This is a genomic window from Actinoplanes sp. NPDC051475 (assembly GCF_040689425.1).
Taxonomy (GTDB): Bacteria; Actinomycetota; Actinomycetes; order Mycobacteriales; family Micromonosporaceae; genus Actinoplanes.
The window spans coordinates 310,042-329,713 of the sequence record NZ_JBFAZZ010000002.1; the positions used below are offsets into that span (position 1 = coordinate 310,042).

Consider the following 19,672-nt stretch of genomic DNA (forward strand, 5'->3'; position numbering starts at 1 on the left):
TTAGTACTTGAGGAGGTTGGCGTCGTCGACGCTCGCCGAGCGTCGCGTCCGGAAGATCGACATGATGATGGCGAGCCCGACCACGACCTCGGCCGCCGCGACCACCATCACGAAGAACGAGATGATCTGGCCGTCGAGGCTGCCGTTGATCCGGCTGAAGGTCACCAGCGCGAGGTTCGCCGCGTTCAGCATCAGCTCGATGCACATGAACAGCACGATCGCGTTGCGGCGCACCAGCACCCCGGCGGCGCCGATGGTGAACAGGATCGCCGCGAGTACGAGGTAGTAGTCAGGAGTCACTTCTCAGTCCCCTTGGGTGCGGCCTCACGCTCGGTCAGCTCCCGCACGGGCAGGATCGGCGAGAGGGTGCGCTCCGACGCGTTGCCGTCCGGCAGGCGGCCGGGCGCGGCGACGGACATGGTGTTGGCGTAGACGCCCGGGCCCGCCTTCGCACCGGGGTAGTTGCCCGGCCGGAAGCGTTCCTTCATCCGCGTCACCTGGTCGGCCTTGTCCTCCTTGGCCTGCTCCACGTGGGCGAGCACCATCGCGCCGACCGCCGCCGTGATGAGCAGCGCCGACGTGACCTCGAAGGCGAAGACGTACTTGGTGAACAGCAGCCGGGCGATCCCCTGGACGTTGCCCGCGGCGTTCGCCTCGGTGAGGCCGACCACCGCGGTGTCGCCCAGCGAGCGGGCCAGACCGGCGGCGACCAGCACGCCGAAGCCCACCCCGAGCAGGATCGCCGCCAGGCGCTGGCCTCGCAGGGTCTCGATGAGCGAGTCGGAGGCGTCCCGGCCGACGAGCATGAGCACGAACAGGAACAGCATCATGATCGCGCCGGTGTAGACGATGATCTGCACGGCGCCGAGGAACGGTGCCGCGTTGACGACGTAGAGGAAGCCCAGGCAGAGCATCGTCACGACGAGCCACAGCGCGGAGTGCACCGCGTTGCGCGCCAGCACCATCCCGAGCGCGCCGACCACGGCCAGCGACCCGAGGATCCAGAAGGCCCAGGCCTCACCCGTCGATACCTGCGCGGCGGCCTCGGCCGCGTACGACATCATCACTTCACCTCAGCGGGCTGGTCGGCGGCGTTATCCTTGCGCAGGGTGCCCGCCGTCTCGGCGCGCACCCTGCCCCCCGGCACACCCGCGGTGGCAGCGTCCTGGGTTCCGCTCTGCGACCACGGCGCCCGCTCGGCGCCGGCCGAGGTGCCCGGGTTGGTCAGCGCACCGAGGTAGTAGTCCTTGTCGGTGTCGCCGAGGCGCATCGGGTGCGGCGGCTGCTCCATGCCGGGCAGCAGCGGCGCCAGGAGTTCCTTCTTCGTGAAGATCAGGTCCTGGCGGTTGTCGCGGGCCAGCTCGTACTCGTTGCTCATGGTCAGCGAACGGGTCGGGCAGGCCTCGATGCAGAGCCCGCAGAAGATGCAGCGGGTGTAGTTGATCTGGTAGATGCTGGCGTACCGCTCACCGGGCGAGAAGCGCATCTCCTCGGTGTTGTCGCCACCCTCCACGTAGATCGCGTCCGCCGGGCAGGCCCAGGCGCACAGCTCGCAGCCGATGCACTTCTCGAGACCGTCCGGGTGCCGGTTGAGGATGTGCCGCCCGTGGTAGCGCGGCGCCGGCTTCGGCGGGGTGAAGGGATAGTCGGTCGTGATGACCTTGCGGAACATGTGCGCGAAGGTCACCCCGAAGCCCTTGAACGAGCCCGTGAACGTTCCCACGTCACACCTCCTTGTCTGACGCGTCGTCGTCCGGGCCGGTGGTCGTGCCGCCGACCGTGGCAGGCTGGCGCTCCGCGACCGCACGCCGGGCGCGCGGGCTGGGCGGGACCTGCAGGTCGATCGGCGGGACCGGGAAGCTGCCGGGCGGCCGGGCCGCCAACTGCTCCTCGATCGAGTACTCGCGGGGCTTCTTGCTCGCCGGCCAGAGCAGCGCGATGCCGAGCACCACCACCGCCGCGACGATGTAGACGAGGTACCGCCCGTTGCCGTCGACCCTGGTGTTGGTGACCCGGACGCCGGCCAGGAAGAGGATCCAGACCAGGTTGACCGGAATCAGCACCTTCCAGCCGAAGCGCATGAACTGGTCGTAGCGCATCCGGGGCAGCGTGGCCCGCAGCCAGATGAAGCCGAAGAGCAGGATCAGCACCTTGACGAGCCACCAGACCAGCGGCCACCAGCCGGAGTTGGCGCCCGCCCAGATGCTGGTGATCGGCGCCGGCGCCCGCCAGCCGCCGAGGAACAGCGTGGTGGCGAACGCCGAGACGGTGATCATGTTGATGTACTCGGCGAGGAAGAACATCGCGAACTTGAACGACGAGTACTCGGTGTGGAAACCGCCGACCAGCTCCGACTCCGCCTCGGGCAGGTCGAAGGGCGCCCGGTTGGTCTCACCGACCGCGGCGATGCAGTAGATGATGAAGCTGGGCAGCAGCAGGACCGCGTACCAGCTGGGCGCGGTGGGGTTCCAGCCGAGGATGTCGAAGCTCGACTCGCCGTTGCCGGCCTGCGCCTTGACGATCTGCGAGGTCGACATCGTGCCCGCGGTCATGAAGACGGCCACGATGGACAGGCCCATGGCGACCTCGTACGAGATCATCTGGGCGCTCGACCGCAGGCCGCCGAGCAGCGGGTACGTCGAGCCCGACGCCCACCCGGCCAGCACGACGCCGTACACGCTCATCGAGGAACACGCGAGCAGCACCAGCACCGAGGCGGGGACGTCGGTGAGCTGCAGGGCGGTCCTGTGCCCGAAGATCGACACGACCGGCCCGAACGGGATCACCGAGAACGCGGTGAAGGCGCAGGTCGCGGAGATCACCGGGGCGAGGAAGTAGACCACCTTGTCGGCGGTCTTCGGGATGATCTCCTCCTTGAACGGCAGCTTGAGGCCGTCCGTGAGGCTCTGCAGCCAGCCGTTGGGCCCGACCTGGTTGGGGCCCGGGCGGACCGCCATCCGGGCCACGACCTTGCGCTCATAGTTGATCGTGAACAGGGTCAGCAGCAGCAGGACCACGAAGACGCCCAGCAGCTTGATGAGCGTGATCCACCAGACGTCGTTCTCGAACGTCTGGAGCGTCGGGTCCTGCGCGGCCCCCAGGATCAAAGTGTTCATGCGTTCACCCCTTGGGCGAGGACCGGGCCCGGCTTGCCGGCGCTGAGCCGGACCACCGCACCCGAGGTGACGCCGAGGCTGCGACGCACCGTCGAGCCGGGCGAGTTCGTGGGCAGCCACACCACCTGCGGCGGCAGGTCGGTGATCGCCGCCGGCAGCGTGATCGTGCCCCGGTCCGTGCCGACCGTGACGGCGTCGCCGTCGGCTACACCGAGCGACTCGGCGAGATCCTTGCCGAGGCGGATCAGCGGGGTCCGGGCCGTGCCGGCCAGCACCTCGTCGCCGTCGAGCAGAGCACCGAGGTCGACCAGGTGGTGCCAGGTGGCCAGGACGGCCTCGTGATGGCCGGGCTTCGGCAGGCTTCCCGCGGCGACCGTCGGCAGCGCCGGGCGGGCCGTGCGGCTCGCCGGCATCGTGCCCAGCTCCCGGCGGATCGCGGCTACGTCGCCCGTGCCCAGCGGGATGCCTTTAGTCGTGCTCTGGGCGGTGGCGGGGTGGTTGGATGGGACTTCCATCGACGCTGCGATGGCCTCCAGCACGCGGCCGTCGGTCATCGCGCCGGTCGGCAGCACGGCGCCGAAGGTCCGCAGGCGGCCCTCCCAGTCCATGAACGTGCCGGCCTTCTCCGGCGCGGGCGCGATCGGCAGCACCACGTCGGCACGCCGGGTCACGGCGCTCTGCCGCAGCTCGATGCTGACCAGGAACGGCACCGCGTCCAGGGCCTGTTCGGCCGCGACGGGGTCGGCCAGGTCGGCCGGGTCGACGCCGGCGACCAGCAGGGCGCCGAGAGATCCGTCCGCGGCGGCGGCGAGGATCGCGTCCGTGTCCCGGCCCGCCGTGGCGGGCAGAGAGTCGACGTCCCAGGCGGCGGCCAGCTCGGCCCGGGCCGCCGCGTCGGTGACCGGGCGGCCACCGGGCAGCAGGTTGGGCAGGCAGCCCGCGTCCACGGCACCGCGGTCGCCCGCGCGCCGCGGCACCCAGGCGAGCCGGGCGCCGGTCCGGGCGGCGAGCGCGGCCGCGGCAGAGAGTCCGCCCGGCACGCTCGCGAGCCGCTCGCCGACGATCAGCAGCGAACCCGGCGCGCTCAGCGCGGCGGCCACCGTGGCGTCGGTGCCGAGCAACCGTGCCTCGTCGCCGGGTACGGCCGGAACGAGCGCCGCGCCGAGCTTCTCGAAGCCGCGGGTCAGGAACGGCGCCACCGCCGTGACCTTCAGCTTCTTCTTGCCGTGAGCCTTGCGCAGGCGCAGGAAGAGGATCGGGCACTCTTCCTCGGGCTCCAGCCCGACGATGAGCGCCGAGGGCGCGTTCTCCACGTCCTCGTACGTCACGTCGGTGACCCCGGCGACCGAGGCGGCAAGGAAGTCCGCCTCCTCCGCCGACAGCGGGCGGGCCCGGAAGTCGATGTCGTTGGTGCCGAGCGCGACCCGGGCGAACTTCGCGTACGCGTACGCGTCCTCGACGGTGACCCGGCCGCCGGTGAGCACACCGACGCCCTTGCCCCTCGCGGCCGCCAGGCCCTCGGCCGCGGCGACCAGCGCCTCGGACCAGGAGGCCTCACGCAGCTCGCCGGTGACCGCGTCGCGGATCATCGGGGTGGTGATGCGGTCGTAGCCGGTGGTGTAGCGGAAGCCCCACCGGCCCTTGTCGCAGTTCCACTCCTCGTTGACCGCCGGGTCGTCGCCGGCCAGGCGGCGCAGCACCTTGCCGCGGCGGTGGTCGGCGCGCATGGCGCAACCGGCCGCGCAGTGCTCGCACGTCGTCGGCGTGGAGACCAGGTCGAACGGGCGGGCCCGGAACCTGTACTGCTCGCCGGTCAGCGCGCCCACCGGGCAGATCTGGATCGTGTTGCCGGAGAAGTACGAGTTGAAGGCGACGTCACCCGCGCCCTCGCCGACCTGCCCGTCGCCGGTGCCCGTGCCGCCGAAGAAGTCGTCGCGGTACACGTTGATCTGCTCGCCGGACGAGCGGTCCATCAGGTCGATGAACTTGTCGCCGGCGATCTCCTCGGAGAACCGGGTGCAGCGCTGGCACAGGATGCAGCGCTCCCGGTCCAGCAGCACCTGGCTGGAGATGTGGATCGGCTTCTCGTACTCACGCTTGTGCTCGTGGAACCGCGAGTCCGCCCGGCCGTTGCTCATGGCCTGGTTCTGCAGCGGGCATTCGCCGCCCTTGTCGCAGGTCGGGCAGTCGAGCGGGTGGTTGGCGAGCAGCAACTCCATCACGCCGCCCTGTGCCTTGGCGGCGACCTCCGAGGTGAGCTGGGTCTTGACGACCATGCCCTCGGCCACCGTCTGGGTGCAGGAGGCGACCGGCTTGCGCTGGCCCTCCACCTCGACCAGGCACTGCCGGCAGGCGCCGGCCGGGGCCAGCAGCGGGTGGTCGCAGAACCGCGGGATGGCGGTGCCCATCCGCTCGGCGACCCGGATGACCAGCTCACCCTTCTCGGCTTGCACCTCGACGCCGTCGATGATCAAGGTGACGGTGTCGGCCTTCTTGGCGACGTCGGTCATCAGTGCGCTCCTACCAGGGCCTTTTGGGACAGCCGTGGAGCGGTCCGGCCCTCGATGTAGTCCAGGTAGTCCTGCCGGAACCACTTCAGCGTGGAGACGACCGGGGTCGCCGCGCCGTCGCCGAGGCCGCAGAAGGACCGCCCGAAGATGTTGTCCGCCGTGTCCTGCAGGGTGTCCAGGTCCTGGTGGGTGCCCTGGCCGGAGAGGATCCGGCGGTACGTGCGCACCATCCAGTAGTTGCCCTCGCGGCACGGGGTGCACTTGCCACAGGACTCGTGGTGGTAGAACTCGAGCCAGCGCCAGGTCGCGTACACCGGGCAGTCCTGGTCGGAGAAGATCTGCATCGCCGTGGTGCCCAGGATCGAGCCGGCCGCCGAGACGCCCTCGAAGTCCATCGGCGTGTCCATGTGCTCGGCCGTCAGCAGCGGCGTTGACGAGCCGCCCGGGGTCCAGAACTTCAGGTTGTGGCCGGGCTTCATGCCGCCCGCCAGCTCGATCAGCTCGCGGAGGGTGATGCCGAGGCCGCACTCGTACTGGCCGGGGTTGGCGATCCGGCCGGAGAGCGAGTAGATCATCGGGCCGGACGACTTCTCCGTGCCCATGCTCTTCCACCAGTCCGCGCCGCCCAGCACGATGTACGGCACCGAGGCGATGGTGCCGACGTTGTTGACGACCGTGGGGCTGGCGTAGAGGCCGGCGACCGCGGGGAACGGCGGGCGCAGCCGGGGCTGGCCGCGGAAGCCCTCGAGCGAGTCGAGCAGCGCCGTCTCCTCGCCGCAGATGTACGCGCCCGCGCCGCTGTGCACGACGAGGTCCAGGTCGAACCCGGAGCCGAGGATGTTCTCGCCCAGGTAGCCCTTCGCGTACGCCTCCTTGACCGCGTGGCGCAGGCGGCGGGCGGCGTGCACGGCCTCACCGCGGATGTAGATGTACGCCCGGCTGGCGCGGATCGCGTACGAGGCGATGATCGCGCCCTCGATCAGCGAGTGCGGGTCGTACGTCATCAGCGGCAGGTCCTTGCAGGTGCCCGGCTCGCCCTCGTCGGCGTTGATCACGAGGTAGTGCGGCTTGCCGTCGCCCTGCGGGATGAACCCCCACTTGAGACCGGTCGGGAAGCCGGCGCCGCCGCGGCCGCGCAGGCCCGAGTCCTTGACGAGCTGGATCAGGTCGTCGGGGTGCACGTCCAGCGCCTTGCGGGCCGCGGCGTAGCCGTCGAGCCGCTCGTACACGTCGATCTTCCAGGCGTCCGGCGACAGCCAGCGCTTGGTGAGGACGGGGGTGAGCTTCTGGAGCACCTCGAGCCGTGGCTGAGTCACTTCTTCTCCTCGGTGCCGCGCTTGTTCTCCTGCGGCTGGGCTCCGCGCTTGCGCGTCGCGGTGCGCTCGCTGACGATGCTCTCGCCGCGCTGGCCGTCACCGGCCGGCTTGCCGTCACCGGCAGGGGCGTTTCCGGCCGTGCCTGCCGCCTCGGACGGGCTCGCCGGAACGGGGGCCGCCTCGACCTTCGCCGGGTCCGGGGTGGGCGTGGACGCGTCGGGGTTGCGGGCCTCCGCGGCGCGCACCTCCGGGTCCTTGACGTCGCCGGCCTTGACCGGCCGGCCGGCGCGGTGCTCGACCACGTGCTCGGCCTTGTCCACGACGGCCGCCGCCGCGCTCTTGACCGCGCCGGCCGCCTTCTTCGCGACACTGGCGATCTTGCCCTCGGGCTTCGCCGCCGGCGGCTTGGCGCCGGCGGGGGCCGGGTCCTTGACCGCCTTGGCGGAGTCGTCGCGGGCGGGCTTGGTCGTCGTGATCGGAGTGTCGATGTTGAAGTCGGCGACCGCGACGCCGTGTTCCTGCGCCAGGGACACACCGCGCAGCGTGGGGGCACCCGCGACACCGTCGGCGACCGCGCCCTCGCGCTCGTCGGCGAAGCCCGCGAGCTGGAACTGCATCTCCTTCAGGGTGCAGATGCGCGCCCCGCGGCTCGGCGTGGGCCGCTCGCCGTTGCGCAGCTTGTCGACCAGGCCGACCGTCGCCTCGGGAGTGGCCTCGTCGATCGTGAAGTCGTAGTTGACCGTCACGACCGGCGCGTAGTCGCACGCCGCGAGGCACTCGGCGTGCTCCAGCGTGATCTTGCCGTCGGCGGTGGTCTCGTCGTGGCCGACGCCGAGGTGCTCGGTCAGGCCGTCGTAGATCTCCTGGCCGCCGAGCACGTTGCACAGCGTGTTGGTGCAGACGCTGACCAGGTACTCACCGGTCGGGCGGCGCTTGTACATGGTGTAGAACGTCGCCACCGCGCCGACCTGGGCCTTGTTGATGCCCAGAACCTCGGCGCAGAACGCGACGCCGTCAGGACTGACGTGTCCCTCCACCGTCTGTACGAGGTGCAGCAACGGCAGCAGCGCCGACCGCTCACGGCCCACGGGGTAGCGGGCGATGATTTCGAGGGCCGGCTCCAGAAGCTTCTCGGCCAGCGGGGCGGCTGCGGGGGAGAAGTCCACCTCACCCGGGGTCTCCGTAGCAGTGCGGCGAAGCCGCCCGGAAAGCGCAGTATCGGACATTTAGCGGTCACACCCACCCATCACCGGGTCCAGAGAGGCGCCGCCGGCGATCACGTCGGCCAGCAGGGCGCCTTCGGCCATCGCGGGGATGGCCTGGAGGTTCACGAAGCTCGGGTCACGCATGTGCACTCGGTACGGATGCGTGCCGCCGTCGGACACCGCGTGCACGCCGAACTCGCCGCGCGGATGCTCGATGCTGACGTAGACCTGGCCCGGAGGAACCCGGAAGCCCTCGGTCACGAGCTTGAAGTGGTGGATCAGCGACTCCATCGACTGACCCATGATCTTGGCGACATGCTCGAGCGAGTTGCCCATGCCGTCGACGCCGACGGCGAGCTGCGCGGGCCAGGCGATCTTCTTGTCGGCGATCATCACCGGGCCGGGCCGGAGCCGGTCCAGCGCCTGCTCGACGATCTTCAACGACTCGCGGATCTCCGCCATCCGGACCAGGTAGCGGCCCCAGACGTCGCCGGTCTGCGCGGTCGGCACGTCGAACTCGTAGGTCTCGTACCCGCAGTACGGCATGGTCTTGCGCAGGTCCCAGGCCAGGCCCGAGGCGCGCAGGACCGGGCCGGTGATGCCCAGCGACAGGCAGCCCGTGACGTCGAGGACCGCGACGCCCTGGGTGCGCTCCTGCCAGATGACCTGGCCGGTGAGCAGGGCCTCGTACTCCTTGAGCTTCTTGGGCAGGTAGACCAGGAGGTCGCGGATCTTCTTGATCGCCGACTCCGGGATGTCCTGCGCGACGCCGCCGGGGCGGAAGTACGCGTGGTTCATTCGCAGCCCGGAGGTCTCCTCGAAGATGTCGAGGATGTACTCGCGCTCGCGGAAGCCGTACAGCATCATCGAGATCGCGCCGAGCTCCATGCCGGTGGTGGCGATCCAGACGAGGTGCGACGAGATCCGGTTGAGCTCCATGAAGAGCACCCGGATCGTGTTGGCCCGCTCGGTGATCTGGTCCTCGACGCCGAGCAGCTTCTCGACCGCCAGGCAGTACCCGGCCTCGTTGAACAGCGGCGCCAGATAGTCGGCCCGGGTCACGAACGTCGTGCCCTGGGTCCAGTTGCGGTACTCGAGGTTCTTCTCGATGCCGGTGTGCAGGTAGCCGATGACCGGCCGGCACTCGGTGACCGTCTCGCCCTCGAGCTCGAGGACCAGCCGCAGCACGCCGTGTGTCGACGGGTGCTGGGGGCCCATGTTGACGACGATCTTCTCGTTGCTGAGCGGGTCGACGCTGTCGGTGACCGTGTTCCAGTCGCCGCCCGTGACCGTGAAGACGCGGCCCTCGGTGGTCTCTCGCTCGGTGGCGTAACCCGACTGTGTCACTGGTAGACCCTCCGCTGGTCAGGAGGCGGAATCTGGGCGCCCTTGTACTCGACGGGCACGCCGCCGAGCGGGTAGTCCTTGCGCTGGGGGTGGCCCTCCCAGTCGTCCGGCATCAGGATCCGGGTCAGGTTCGGGTGGCCGTCGAAGACGACGCCGAACATGTCGTAGACCTCCCGCTCCTGCCAGTCCGCTGTCGGGTAGATCGAGGACACGCTCGGCAGGCTGACGCCGACGGCGACCGCGGCCTCCAGCCGGACCCGGCGCCGGTACGTCATGGAAGTCAGCTGGTACGTGACGTGCAGGCGCCGCTCGTCGCTGCCCAGGTAGTCCACGCCGTCGACCGAGGAGCACAGCTCGAAGCGCAGCGACTCGTCGTCGCGCATGATCTGGCAGACCTCGGCGATCCGCTCCGGCTGAATGTGCAGCGTCAGCTCACCCCGGTCGACGACCACCTTCTCGATCGCGTCGGCGAAGCCCGGGTAGGCCTCCTCCAGCGCGTCGTACACCTCGTCGAAGTAGCCGCCGAACGGCCGCAGGCTGTCCACCGTGGTGGGCCGCCGGCGGGCCAGACCGCCGAAGCCGGAGACGTCGCCGGTGCCCTTGACCCCGAACATGCCCTTGTCGGGGCTGGGCGGGACCTGAGCGGGGGCGTCGATGTTCGCGCCGACCGGCTGGGCCGCCGGCACGCCGCCGTCGGATTCGGAGTGCGTTGTCACTTCCCACCCTCTCGAAGGTGCGACTGCAGCTTCATCCAGTTCTCGATGCGGAGCTGCTCCTCGCGGCCTTCCTTGACCGCCTGCGTCCACTCGGCACGCCGGGCCTTGTCCACCCTGTACGACGAAGGCATCGCACCCGGGGCCACGATCGGCACGTCGCCGCGTTCCTTGCGGGCCTCCAGCATCTTGCGGCCGTTGGGGCCGAGCGGCGTGGCCATGACCTTCTCGCGCATCTTGAGAATGGCGTCGATCAGCATCTCCGGCCGCGGCGGGCAGCCGGGCAGGTAGATGTCGACCGGGACGATGTGGTCGACGCCCTGCACGATCGCGTAGTTGTTGAACATGCCGCCCGAGGACGCGCAGACGCCCATCGAGATGACCGAGCGCGGCTCCGGCATCTGGTCGTAGATCTGCCGCACGACCGGTGCCATCTTCTGGCTGACCCGGCCCGCGACGATCATCAGGTCGGCCTGCCGGGGCGACGCCCGGAAGACCTCCATGCCCCAGCGGCCGAGGTCGTAGTGCGGGCCGCCGGCGGCCATCATCTCGATGGCGCAGCAGGCGAGGCCGAACGTGGCGCCCCAGAACGACGACTTGCGGGCCCAGTTCGAAAGCTTCTCGACCGAGGTCAGCAGGATGCCGCTCGGGAGTTTCTCTTCGATTCCCATAGCACTCAGTCCCAGTTCAGGCCGCCACGCCGCCACACGTACGTGTAGGCGATGAAGACGGTGACGATGAAGAGGACCATCTCCACGAACCCGAACAGGCCCAGCGCCTCGAAGGACACGGCCCACGGGTACAGGAAGATGGTCTCGATGTCGAAGACGATGAAGAGCATCGCCGTCAGATAGAACTTGACCGGGAAGCGTCCGCCGCCGATCGGCTGGGGCGCCGGCTCGATGCCGCACTCATACGCGTCCAGCTTGGCCCGGTTGTAGCGCTTGGGCCCGACGATGGGCGCGATTGCCACCGAGAACAGGGCGAAGAGCGCACCGAGAACCAGCAGCCCGACGATCGGTACGTAAGGATTGAGCGTCATGCCTTCTCCTGCTCGACTGTTAGCCGCTTCACACTATTAATGCGCATTTGCCGGGGCTCGACCGGGGTGCCCCCGTCCGACCGCCCCACCACCGCCCAAAACTGGACTAAAGACATTATTCACACCGCCGGCGCAACCTTGGTCAGACCGTTGATGATTCGGTCCATCGCGTCTCCGTCCCGCGGATCCGTCAGATTGGCGAGCAGCTTGAGCACGAAGCGCATGAGCGTCGGGTGCGGCATGCCGTGCTTGGTGGCGATCCGCATGATCTGCGGGTTGCCGATGAGCTTCACGAAGATCCCACCGAGCCGGTAGTACCCACCGAATCGGACCTTCAACTCCGCCGGGTACGCCCGCAGCGCCCGCTCGCGATCCGGGCCCGCCGCCCGGGCGAGCGCCTGGACGGCGACCTCGGCGGCAAGTTCGCCGGACTCCATCGCGTACGCGATGCCCTCGCCGTTCATGGGGTTGACCATGCCGCCGGAGTCGCCGACGAGCATCATGCCGCGGGTGTAGTGCGGCACCCGGTTGAAGCCCATCGGCAGGGCGGCACCCAGGATCGGCCCGTCGGCGTTCTCCTCGCCGCGCATGCCCCAGTCCTCGGGGGTGGTGCCCAGCCAGTCGGTGAGCAGGGACCGGTAGTTGGTCTTGCCGAACGCGTCGGACGAGTTCAGGATGCCCAGGCCCACATTGACCCGGCCGTCGCCCAGCCCGAAGATCCAGCCGTACCCGGGCAGCAGCCGGTCGTGATCCCTGGCGCTGCGGAGCTCCAGCCAGGACTCCAGGTAGTCGTCGTCGGCGCGGGCCGGCGAGTGGTAGTAGCGCCGGACGGCCACGCCGATCGGCCGGTCGTCGCGCTTCGCGAGGCCCATGGCCAGCGGCAGCTTGCCGGACACGCCGTCCGCCGCGATCACCAGCGGGGCTCGATACTGGACGGGCTCCTTCGCGGGACCGGCCTTGGCCTCCACGCCGATGGCGCGGCCGTCCGCGTCCAGCACCGGCCCGGTGACCACGACACCGGTACGCAGCAGCGCGCCGGCCTCGACGGCCCGCCGCGCCAGCATGTCGTCGAAGTCGAGACGGGTGCGCACGAGGCCGTAGTTGGGGAAGCTCGCGAGGTCAGGCCAGTCGAGCTCGAGGCGGACGCCGCCACCGATCACCCGCAGGCCTCGATTGTGGAGCCAGCCGGCCTTCTCGGAGGTGTCCACACCCATCCGAACGAGCTGGCGCACTGCCCGCGGAGTGAGGCCGTCGCCACAAACCTTCTCCCGCGGGAACTCGGTCTTCTCGAGCAGCAATACCCTCAGCCCGTGTCTGGCCATGTGGTAGGCCGCGGCGGATCCGCCCGGCCCGGCACCGACCACGATCACGTCCGCCTCGTCGGCGACGCTCCCGGTCACGGCTCACCTCCGTCTCGCGCGGGCTCGTGAAACAGTTCACAAGCCAGCCCAGTCCGGAGTCTATGACCGGCATCGAAGCGGGCTAGGGTTAGGGAACCCTAACTATTTCCCGCCGGTGAAATTACCGCCGAACTTTCCTTGCCCGCCCCGTTGAGCGCCCGATCCGCCACGTCGCGGGTGGGCCCGTCCAGGTATTCCCGAAACGTACCGCCCAGGGCCCGGTCCAGTTGCACGATCAGCTCATCAACCAGCCGTTGCGCGTGTCCCGGGTCGTGAACTGCGACCATCCGGATCCGATCCGCCAGCTCCAGGGCCCGCCGCTCACCCTCGTCCCGGTCGTCGATCGCGACGTCGATGTCCGAGTCGTCGACGAAGTGGTCGATTGTCGTCATATCCCGAGCTAACACCTCGGCCGGGTGCAAAGCGGGCGAACGGCGTTTTTTTAGCTCTTCGTAGCGCGGTGCAGGGCCACGATCCCGCCGGTGAGGTTCCGCCACCCCACCCGGCTCCACGGGCCGGCCTCCCCGATGCGGGCCGCGAGCGCCGCCTGGTCCGGCCAGGCACGGATCGACTCGGCCAGGTACACGTACGCATCAGGGTTGCTGGAGACGCCGCGGGCGACCGCCGGCAGGCTCCGCATCAGGTACGACATGTAGACCGTGCGGAACGCGGGATGGGTCGGGCTGCTGAACTCGCACACCACCAAGCGCCCGCCCGGCCGGGTCACTCGGGCCAGCTCCCGCAGCGCCGCGCCGGTGTCGACGACGTTGCGCAGGGCGAAGGAGATCGTGACGGCGTCGAACGCCTCGTCGGCGAACGGCAGGTTCAGCGCGTCCCCGGCGACCAGCGGCACGTCCCGGCGAACCTTGCGCCCGGCCCGCAGCATGCCGGTGGAGAGGTCGGCGCCGACCGCGAACGCCCCCGACAGACCCAGCTCCGCGGTCGAGACGCCGGTGCCGGCGCCCACGTCGAGGACCCGCTCCCCCGGCCGCAGACCCAGCGCGGCTCGGGTCGCCCGACGCCAGCCGCGGTCCTGCCCGAAGGAGAGGACGGTGTTGGTGAGGTCGTACCGCTCGGCCACGCCGTCGAACATCTCGGCGACCTCGTGCGGCTGCTTGTCCAGGTCTGCGCGCGTCACGAGTGAATACTGCCAGCTCTCTTACGAACAGAACGGGCGGGATGGTGACCCATCCCGCCCGTTCCTTGTGCGTTATATATACGACCGCCATCGGTCGGGTCCGAACCCACCGCCGGCGGTCAGATGCCTCGGCGACGCTTCAATGGTGCGGTGCAACACCGGAGTTACCCGGTGTCACGCAGGCACCGTAACCAGCGAGAACACGTCGAGCCAGAGACACGCGGAGCTCGTTACCGAGGAGCAATCCGCCCCTCCCCGGTCCGCCGAGGCGCACCTGGCCGATCGGCCGACCCGCGAGGTCGTACGGCCCATCGACACCCCTCAGCGCGCGTCGACCAGCGGCAGGTTCTTGCGGCCGCCCTCGGGCATCGCGATCGAGGAGTAGTGCGAGACCACCCGCTCGTCGGTGGGGTCGTCCGCCTCGGTGTGGTGCACGGCCAGGTGCCGGTAGAGGGTGTCGCGCTGGGCCGGGATCCGGCCGGCCGTGCGGATCATCCAGATCAGCTCGTGCAGGTTGGAGCGGTGCCGGGCGCCCGCCGACGAGATGACGTTCTCCTCCAGCATGATCGAACCGAGGTCGTCGACGCCCAGGTGCAGTGAGAGCTGGCCGACGTCCTTGCCCGTGGTCAGCCAGGAGGCCTGCAGGTGGGCGATGTTGTCGAAGAACAGCCGGGACACCGCGACGAACCGCAGGTATTCCAGCGTCGTCGCCTGGGTGCGGCCCTTGAGGTGGTTGTTCTCCGGCTGGTACGTCCACGGGATGAAGGCCCGGAAGCCGCCCACGCCGCCGTCGGCCTCGACCGGCGAGTCCACGTACCCGTTGGCGACGGCAAGGTCCTGCACCTCGCGGATCATCCGGATGTGCTCGATGCGCTCGGCGTTCGTCTCGCCCGTACCCATCATCATCGTGGCCGTGGAGCTCAGGCCGTTGCGATGGGCGACCGCCATGACCTCCAGCCAGCGCGCCCCCGACTCCTTGAGCGGGGCGATCGCCGTGCGCGGCCGGTCGGGCAGCATCTCCGCGCCGGCGCCCGCGATGGAGTCCAGCCCGGCGGCCTTGATCCGGACGACCGCCTCCTCGATGGAGACGCCGGAGACCTTCGCCATGTGCAGGATCTCGCTGGGGCCGATCGAGTGGATGGCCAGCTGCGGGTAAGCCGCCTTGACCGACGAGAAGAGGTTCTCGTAGTACTCGACGCCGTAGTCGGGGTGATGACCGCCCTGGAGCATCACCTGCGTCGCGCCCAGGTCGACCGCCTCGCCGCACCGGTGGAGGATCTCCTCCATCGGGTGCGACCAGCCTTCCTTGTGCTTCGGCGCCCGATAGAAGGCGCAGAACTTGCACGCGGTGACGCAGACGTTCGTGTAGTTGATGTTGCGATCGATCAGATACGTGACGATGCCGTCGGGATAGCGCCGCCGCCGGACGGCGTCGGCCGCCTCGCCCAGGGCGTGGAAGGGCGCGTCGGTGTAGAGCAGCAGGGCCTCCTCGGGCGTGATCCGCCCGCCGTCGGCACCCCGCTGCAGAATGCTGTCGATCTCCGCGTTCACCGTCACGCCTCGAAGACTACGTCCCCTCGCCATTCCCGGTCAGCGGCGCGGGTCACTGACGGCCCTTGCTGTCGATCAGCACGCCGAGGCCGTCGAGCACCCGCTCCAGGCCGAAGGCGTACGCGTGCTCGGCGTTGAAGGCGCCACCGAGCTCGGCGCCCGCCGCCTCCCCGACCCGGACGGCCAGGGGGTAACGGTGGCGGTCGAAGACCTTCTCGAGCAGCGGCCCGCTCTCCTGCCACCACTGGGCGTCCGTCTGCGCGGAGCGCTCCGCCACGGCCTTCGCCTCCGCCGCCGCACGCGCCGAGTGCTGCACGAAACCCAGCACGAAGGTCAGCGCCGAGTCCGTCTCCACGTCGTCCAGCCCGGAGCCCTCGAACGCGCGGAGCTCGTGCTCGTACTTCGCCATCAGCCCGGGGCCGAGGGGAGGCCGGCTCGCCGATATCTCCGCAGCCCAGGGGTGGTGGTCGTACAGCGCGCGGTTCTCTCGGGCGACCGCACGCACCCGCTCGCGCCAGCCGGGGCCGTCGTCCGCCGGCCGTTCCATGCGCAGGTAGAGCGCATCCACCATGAGATCAAGAAGAGCTGCTTTGTCCGGTACGTAGGTATAGAGCGTCATGGGGACCACGCCGAGCTCCTGCGCGACCCGCCGCATGCTGACCGCGTCAAGCCCCTCGGCGTCGGCGAGGGCGATCGCGGCATCGACGACCTGCGTCAGCGACAGGCCCTTCTTCCGCCCGCGCCGGCTCTGCGGCTCCTCGAGCCACAGCAGGTCGATCGTGCGTCGTGCCACGCTAGTGGCGCTCCTTTCTTGTACGGTGTATCTTATACGGTGTCCACAAAGAGTCGGGAGGCGTCTTGCAGATCTCTTCCTCCGCTGTTTCGCTCACCGTCGACGACGTTCCCGCCTCCAGCAAGTTTCTCGCCTCGCACTTCGGCTTCACCGAGCGGATGTCCGCCGACGGGTTCGCCTCCCTCGGCCGGGACGACGGTGCGATAGACCTGATCTTCCTCCGCCGCGGGCTGGAGGTCCTTCCCGAGGAGTTGCGCGACCGCCGCGCCGCGGGCACGATCGTCGCGTTCGTGGTCGACGATCTGGACGCCGAGCACGAGCGGCTGCGGGCCGAGGGCGTTCCGATCACTCTGCCGCCCCGCGAGGAGCCCTGGGGAGAACGCCTCTTCATGGTCCAGGACCCCAACGGCCTCGTGTACGAGCTGGTCGAGTGGGTGCCGCCATGAGCCTCGCGCCGCCTCGGTCGTTAATCTCGATGGGTCGATCGGAATCGGAGTCGCAGTGCTCGTCGTACATGGCGTCTGGATCGCCGGTGAGTCGGCGCCGGGACGACTCGCCCTCTGGGCGGAGGATCCCGCCCTCCCCCTGACCGCCTCCCGGTCACGCCGGCGGCCGCACCCCTTCGCCGCCACCGCCGCCGCCCTGTCCACGGCGCTGACCGGCTCGTCCGACGACGTCCGCGAAGCCCTCGCCAAGGCCGACGAGACCACCGTGACCCTGCGGCTGCCGGGCACCACAAAGGGTCCCGTGCCGTCGCCTGAGACCGGGAGCGAGGTGCCCGCCCGTGGCTTGCGGCTGGCGGAGTGGGAGACGCCGGCCGTGGTGCTGCCGGGCGACCAGGCCCTCACCGCTCTTGGGGCCCTCGCGGACCCGGATCCGGACGGGCCCTGGGTGGCGGCCGCATCGCTGCGATATCTGTCGCTTCTCGCCGGCCACGCCTGCGACATGGCCCGGCGCGGCCGGATGCTGCCGCAGCTCGTTCGGGAGGCGGGCGTGCCCGCGGCGCGCTGGCGGCCGGTGCTCACCGGGGCCGACGCCGCGGCGTTCCGCGACTTCGCCGAGGCTATGCCGCCCGTCTGCCGGGCCTCGGCGCTCCCGGAGGCCGGTGCGGCACGCACCCTCCGCGACGCGCTCAACGCGCTGCTGGACGCCGGGGCGCGGGCCGTGCTGCCCGAGCGACTCCTGCTCGGGACCCGCCCGGGACTGAAGGCGGACCTGGCCGACCGGTGGCTCGCCGCCCTGACCGCGGCCGACCCCGCCCTGCCCGAGGCGAACCCCGCCGACGTGGTCCGGCTGGCCGATCCGCTCGAGGCGTGGCTGCGGGCCGCCCACGAGGCGAACGGCCCGGTCCGGGTCAGCTTCCGGCTCGTCGAGCCGGAACCGGGCAAGGACGACTGGGCGCTCGGCTTCGCCCTGCAGTCCGCCGACGACCCGAGCCTCTATCTGCCCGCGGAGGAGCTGTGGACCGGCGGCCGGCTCCCGGGGCTCGCCACCCGCGCCGACGAGACCCTGCTCGCCGGGCTCGGGCGCGCGGTCCGGCTCTTCCCGGCGCTGCACGAGGCGCTGCTCCAGGCCGAGCCGGACGGCATGACGCTGACCACCGCCGACGCGCACGACTTTCTGCGGCAGGCGGCGCCCCTGCTGCAGGCCGCGGGGTTCGGGGTCCAGCTGCCGTCCTGGGCCGGGCGCAAGGCGGTGGGACTCAAGCTGACCACCCGGACCAAGTCCTCGTCGCCGTCCGGCCGGGCGGCCGCCGACTCCGGGTTCGGCCTCGAACAGCTGGTCGACTTCCGCATCGACCTGATCATCGGGGACGGCGCCGTCAGCGCCGAGGAGCTGGCCGAGCTGGCCCGGCTCAAGGTGCCCCTCGTGCGGGTGCGCGGGCAATGGGTCGAGCTCGACGAGCGCCAGCTCAAGGCGGCGCTGAAAGCCGTGAGCCGCCGGCGCGAGGGCGAGATGACCGCCGGCGAGGTGCTGCAGCAGGTGGTGGACGGCGGCGACGAGGACCTGCCGCTCGTCGAGGTGGACGCCGACGGGCACCTGGGCGACCTCGTCTCGGGTAAGGCCGCCGAGCGGCTGACGCCGGTGCGCACCCCCGCGGACTTCCAGGGGGTGCTCAGGCCGTACCAGGAAAGGGGTCTGTCCTGGCTCTCCTTCCTGGCGCGGCTGGGGCTCGGCGGCGTTCTTGCCGACGACATGGGCCTGGGCAAGACGGCGCAGACGCTGTCACTGCTGTTGACCGAACGCGCGGATGGAGGCAGGCCCGCGCCGACCCTGCTCGTCTGTCCTATGTCGCTGGTCAGCAACTGGCAGAAGGAGGCGGCCCGCTTCGCGCCGAGCCTGCGGGTCCACGTCCACCACGGCGGCACGCGGAAGCGGGACGACGAGTTCCTGACCGCGGTGGCAGAGTCCGACGTCGTCATCACGACCTACGGCACAGCACTCCGTGATCTCGGCACGCTGCGTTCCGTCCAATGGGGACGCGTCGTGTGCGACGAGGCGCAGGCGATCAAGAACAGCGGCACCCGGCAGGCGCAAGCGGTGCGCGCGATCCCGGCCCGCACCCGCCTCGCCCTGACGGGCACGCCGGTCGAGAACCACCTGGCGGAGCTGTGGTCCATCATGGAGTTCGCCAACCCGGGGTTGCTCGGGCCGGCGAAGCGGTTCCGCAAGCGATTCCAGGAGCCGATCGAGGTACGCGGCGACGCCGACGCGACGGCCGCCCTCAAGCGCGCGACCGGCCCGTTCGTCCTGCGCCGCCTCAAGACCGACAAGTCGATCATCTCCGACCTGCCGGAGAAGAACGAGATGAAGGTCTGGTGCCCGCTCACCGCCGAACAGGCCACCCTCTACCAGGCCGTGGTGGAAGACATGATGGCCACCATCGAGAGCAGCGAGGGCATCCAGCGGCGTGGCAACGTGATCGCGGCCATGACCAAGCTGAAGCAGGTGTGCAACCACCCGGCCCACCTGCTGAAGGACGGCTCCCGGCTGCCCGGCCGCTCCGGCAAGCTCGCCCGCCTCGAGGAGCTGGCCGAGGAGATCATCGAGGACGGCGACAAGGCCCTGATCTTCACGCAGTACGCGGAGTTCGGGACCATGCTGCAGGCGTACCTGGCGGCTCACCTCGACCGCCCGGTCCTGTGGCTCCACGGTGGACTCTCCAAGGCGAAACGTGACGAGCTGGTCGACCGCTTCCAGACAGACCGCGAGCCGATGCTGTTCCTGCTCTCGCTCAAGGCGGCCGGCACCGGGCTCAACCTGACGGCGGCCAATCACGTCATCCACGTGGACCGCTGGTGGAATCCTGCCGTCGAGGACCAGGCGACCGACCGCGCGTTCCGCATCGGACAGAGCCGCAACGTGCAGGTGCGCAAGTTCATCTGCACCGGCACGCTCGAGGAGAAGATCGACGCCATGATCGAGCGCAAGAAGGCGCTGGCTTCCACAGTGGTCGGTACGGGCGAGGACTGGGTGACGGACCTGTCGACCGAGCAACTGCGCGAACTGTTCGCCCTCGACCCGGTGGCGGTGAGCTGAC

18 protein-coding genes are annotated in these 19,672 nt (G+C 70.1%); 2 read left to right on the plus strand and 16 right to left on the minus strand.

Annotation, left to right across the window (positions count from 1 at the left end; translation table 11 throughout):
- The 16 genes from nuoK to AB0368_RS05985 form a co-directional block, all read right to left on the minus strand.
- Nucleotides 1-300, minus strand: a complete 300-nt coding sequence (nuoK, locus tag AB0368_RS05910; protein ID WP_015618499.1) for an NADH-quinone oxidoreductase subunit NuoK — start codon at nucleotides 298-300, stop codon at nucleotides 1-3.
- Entirely contained in the window at nucleotides 297-1,064 is a 768-nt protein-coding gene (locus AB0368_RS05915) for an NADH-quinone oxidoreductase subunit J (RefSeq protein ID WP_366152638.1), read from the minus strand. Before AB0368_RS05915 ends, nuoK begins: the two co-directional genes overlap by 4 nt.
- The gene (nuoI, locus tag AB0368_RS05920) at nucleotides 1,064-1,723 is read right to left on the minus strand and encodes an NADH-quinone oxidoreductase subunit NuoI (protein ID WP_366152639.1); all 660 of its coding nucleotides are present in this window, start codon (nucleotides 1,721-1,723) and stop codon (nucleotides 1,064-1,066) included. Before nuoI ends, AB0368_RS05915 begins: the two co-directional genes overlap by 1 nt.
- Nucleotide 1,724: 1 nt before the next feature.
- Complete coding sequence (nuoH, locus tag AB0368_RS05925) at nucleotides 1,725-3,116, minus strand: NADH-quinone oxidoreductase subunit NuoH (protein ID WP_366152640.1); 1,392 nt, start codon at nucleotides 3,114-3,116, stop codon at nucleotides 1,725-1,727.
- A complete protein-coding gene (locus tag AB0368_RS05930; RefSeq protein ID WP_366152641.1) occupies nucleotides 3,113-5,626 on the minus strand; it encodes an NADH-quinone oxidoreductase subunit G in 2,514 nt (837 codons plus the stop codon). Before AB0368_RS05930 ends, nuoH begins: the two co-directional genes overlap by 4 nt.
- Nucleotides 5,626-6,942, minus strand: a complete 1,317-nt coding sequence (nuoF, locus tag AB0368_RS05935) for an NADH-quinone oxidoreductase subunit NuoF (protein WP_366152642.1) — start codon at nucleotides 6,940-6,942, stop codon at nucleotides 5,626-5,628. Before nuoF ends, AB0368_RS05930 begins: the two co-directional genes overlap by 1 nt.
- Nucleotides 6,939-8,168, minus strand: coding sequence for an NADH-quinone oxidoreductase subunit NuoE (gene nuoE / locus AB0368_RS05940; RefSeq protein ID WP_366152643.1), 1,230 nt, complete (start codon nucleotides 8,166-8,168; stop codon nucleotides 6,939-6,941). The genes nuoF and nuoE overlap by 4 nt, the downstream gene beginning before the upstream one ends.
- Nucleotides 8,169-9,494, minus strand: a complete 1,326-nt coding sequence (locus tag AB0368_RS05945) for an NADH-quinone oxidoreductase subunit D (RefSeq protein WP_366152644.1) — start codon at nucleotides 9,492-9,494, stop codon at nucleotides 8,169-8,171.
- The gene (locus AB0368_RS05950; RefSeq protein WP_366152645.1) at nucleotides 9,491-10,210 is read right to left on the minus strand and encodes an NADH-quinone oxidoreductase subunit C; all 720 of its coding nucleotides are present in this window, start codon (nucleotides 10,208-10,210) and stop codon (nucleotides 9,491-9,493) included. Before AB0368_RS05950 ends, AB0368_RS05945 begins: the two co-directional genes overlap by 4 nt.
- Entirely contained in the window at nucleotides 10,207-10,878 is a 672-nt protein-coding gene (locus AB0368_RS05955) for an NADH-quinone oxidoreductase subunit B family protein (protein WP_366152646.1), read from the minus strand. The genes AB0368_RS05950 and AB0368_RS05955 overlap by 4 nt, the downstream gene beginning before the upstream one ends.
- Before the next feature lie 5 nt (nucleotides 10,879-10,883).
- Nucleotides 10,884-11,249, minus strand: coding sequence for an NADH-quinone oxidoreductase subunit A (locus AB0368_RS05960; protein ID WP_366152647.1), 366 nt, complete (start codon nucleotides 11,247-11,249; stop codon nucleotides 10,884-10,886).
- 119 nt (nucleotides 11,250-11,368) lie between these two features.
- A complete protein-coding gene (locus tag AB0368_RS05965) occupies nucleotides 11,369-12,649 on the minus strand; it encodes a geranylgeranyl reductase family protein (RefSeq protein WP_366152648.1) in 1,281 nt (426 codons plus the stop codon).
- 98 nt (nucleotides 12,650-12,747) lie between these two features.
- A complete protein-coding gene (locus tag AB0368_RS05970) occupies nucleotides 12,748-13,041 on the minus strand; it encodes a hypothetical protein (protein ID WP_366152649.1) in 294 nt (97 codons plus the stop codon).
- A 50-nt stretch (nucleotides 13,042-13,091) separates the two neighbouring features.
- A complete protein-coding gene (locus AB0368_RS05975) occupies nucleotides 13,092-13,787 on the minus strand; it encodes a demethylmenaquinone methyltransferase (protein WP_366152650.1) in 696 nt (231 codons plus the stop codon).
- A 321-nt stretch (nucleotides 13,788-14,108) separates the two neighbouring features.
- On the minus strand, nucleotides 14,109-15,344 hold the full coding sequence (gene mqnC / locus AB0368_RS05980; protein WP_366152651.1) for a cyclic dehypoxanthinyl futalosine synthase: 1,236 nt from the start codon (nucleotides 15,342-15,344) through the stop codon (nucleotides 14,109-14,111).
- A gap of 46 nt (nucleotides 15,345-15,390) precedes the next feature.
- Nucleotides 15,391-16,131, minus strand: coding sequence for a TetR/AcrR family transcriptional regulator (locus AB0368_RS05985; protein WP_366152652.1), 741 nt, complete (start codon nucleotides 16,129-16,131; stop codon nucleotides 15,391-15,393).
- A 65-nt stretch (nucleotides 16,132-16,196) separates the two neighbouring features.
- Between AB0368_RS05985 and AB0368_RS05990 the strand changes: the two genes are divergently transcribed.
- Both AB0368_RS05990 and AB0368_RS05995 read left to right on the plus strand, forming a co-directional pair.
- Entirely contained in the window at nucleotides 16,197-16,577 is a 381-nt protein-coding gene (locus tag AB0368_RS05990; RefSeq protein WP_366152653.1) for a VOC family protein, read from the plus strand.
- Nucleotides 16,578-16,632: 55 nt separating this feature from the next.
- Entirely contained in the window at nucleotides 16,633-19,671 is a 3,039-nt protein-coding gene (locus tag AB0368_RS05995; RefSeq protein ID WP_366152654.1) for a DEAD/DEAH box helicase, read from the plus strand.
- Nucleotide 19,672: the final 1 nt, after the last annotated feature.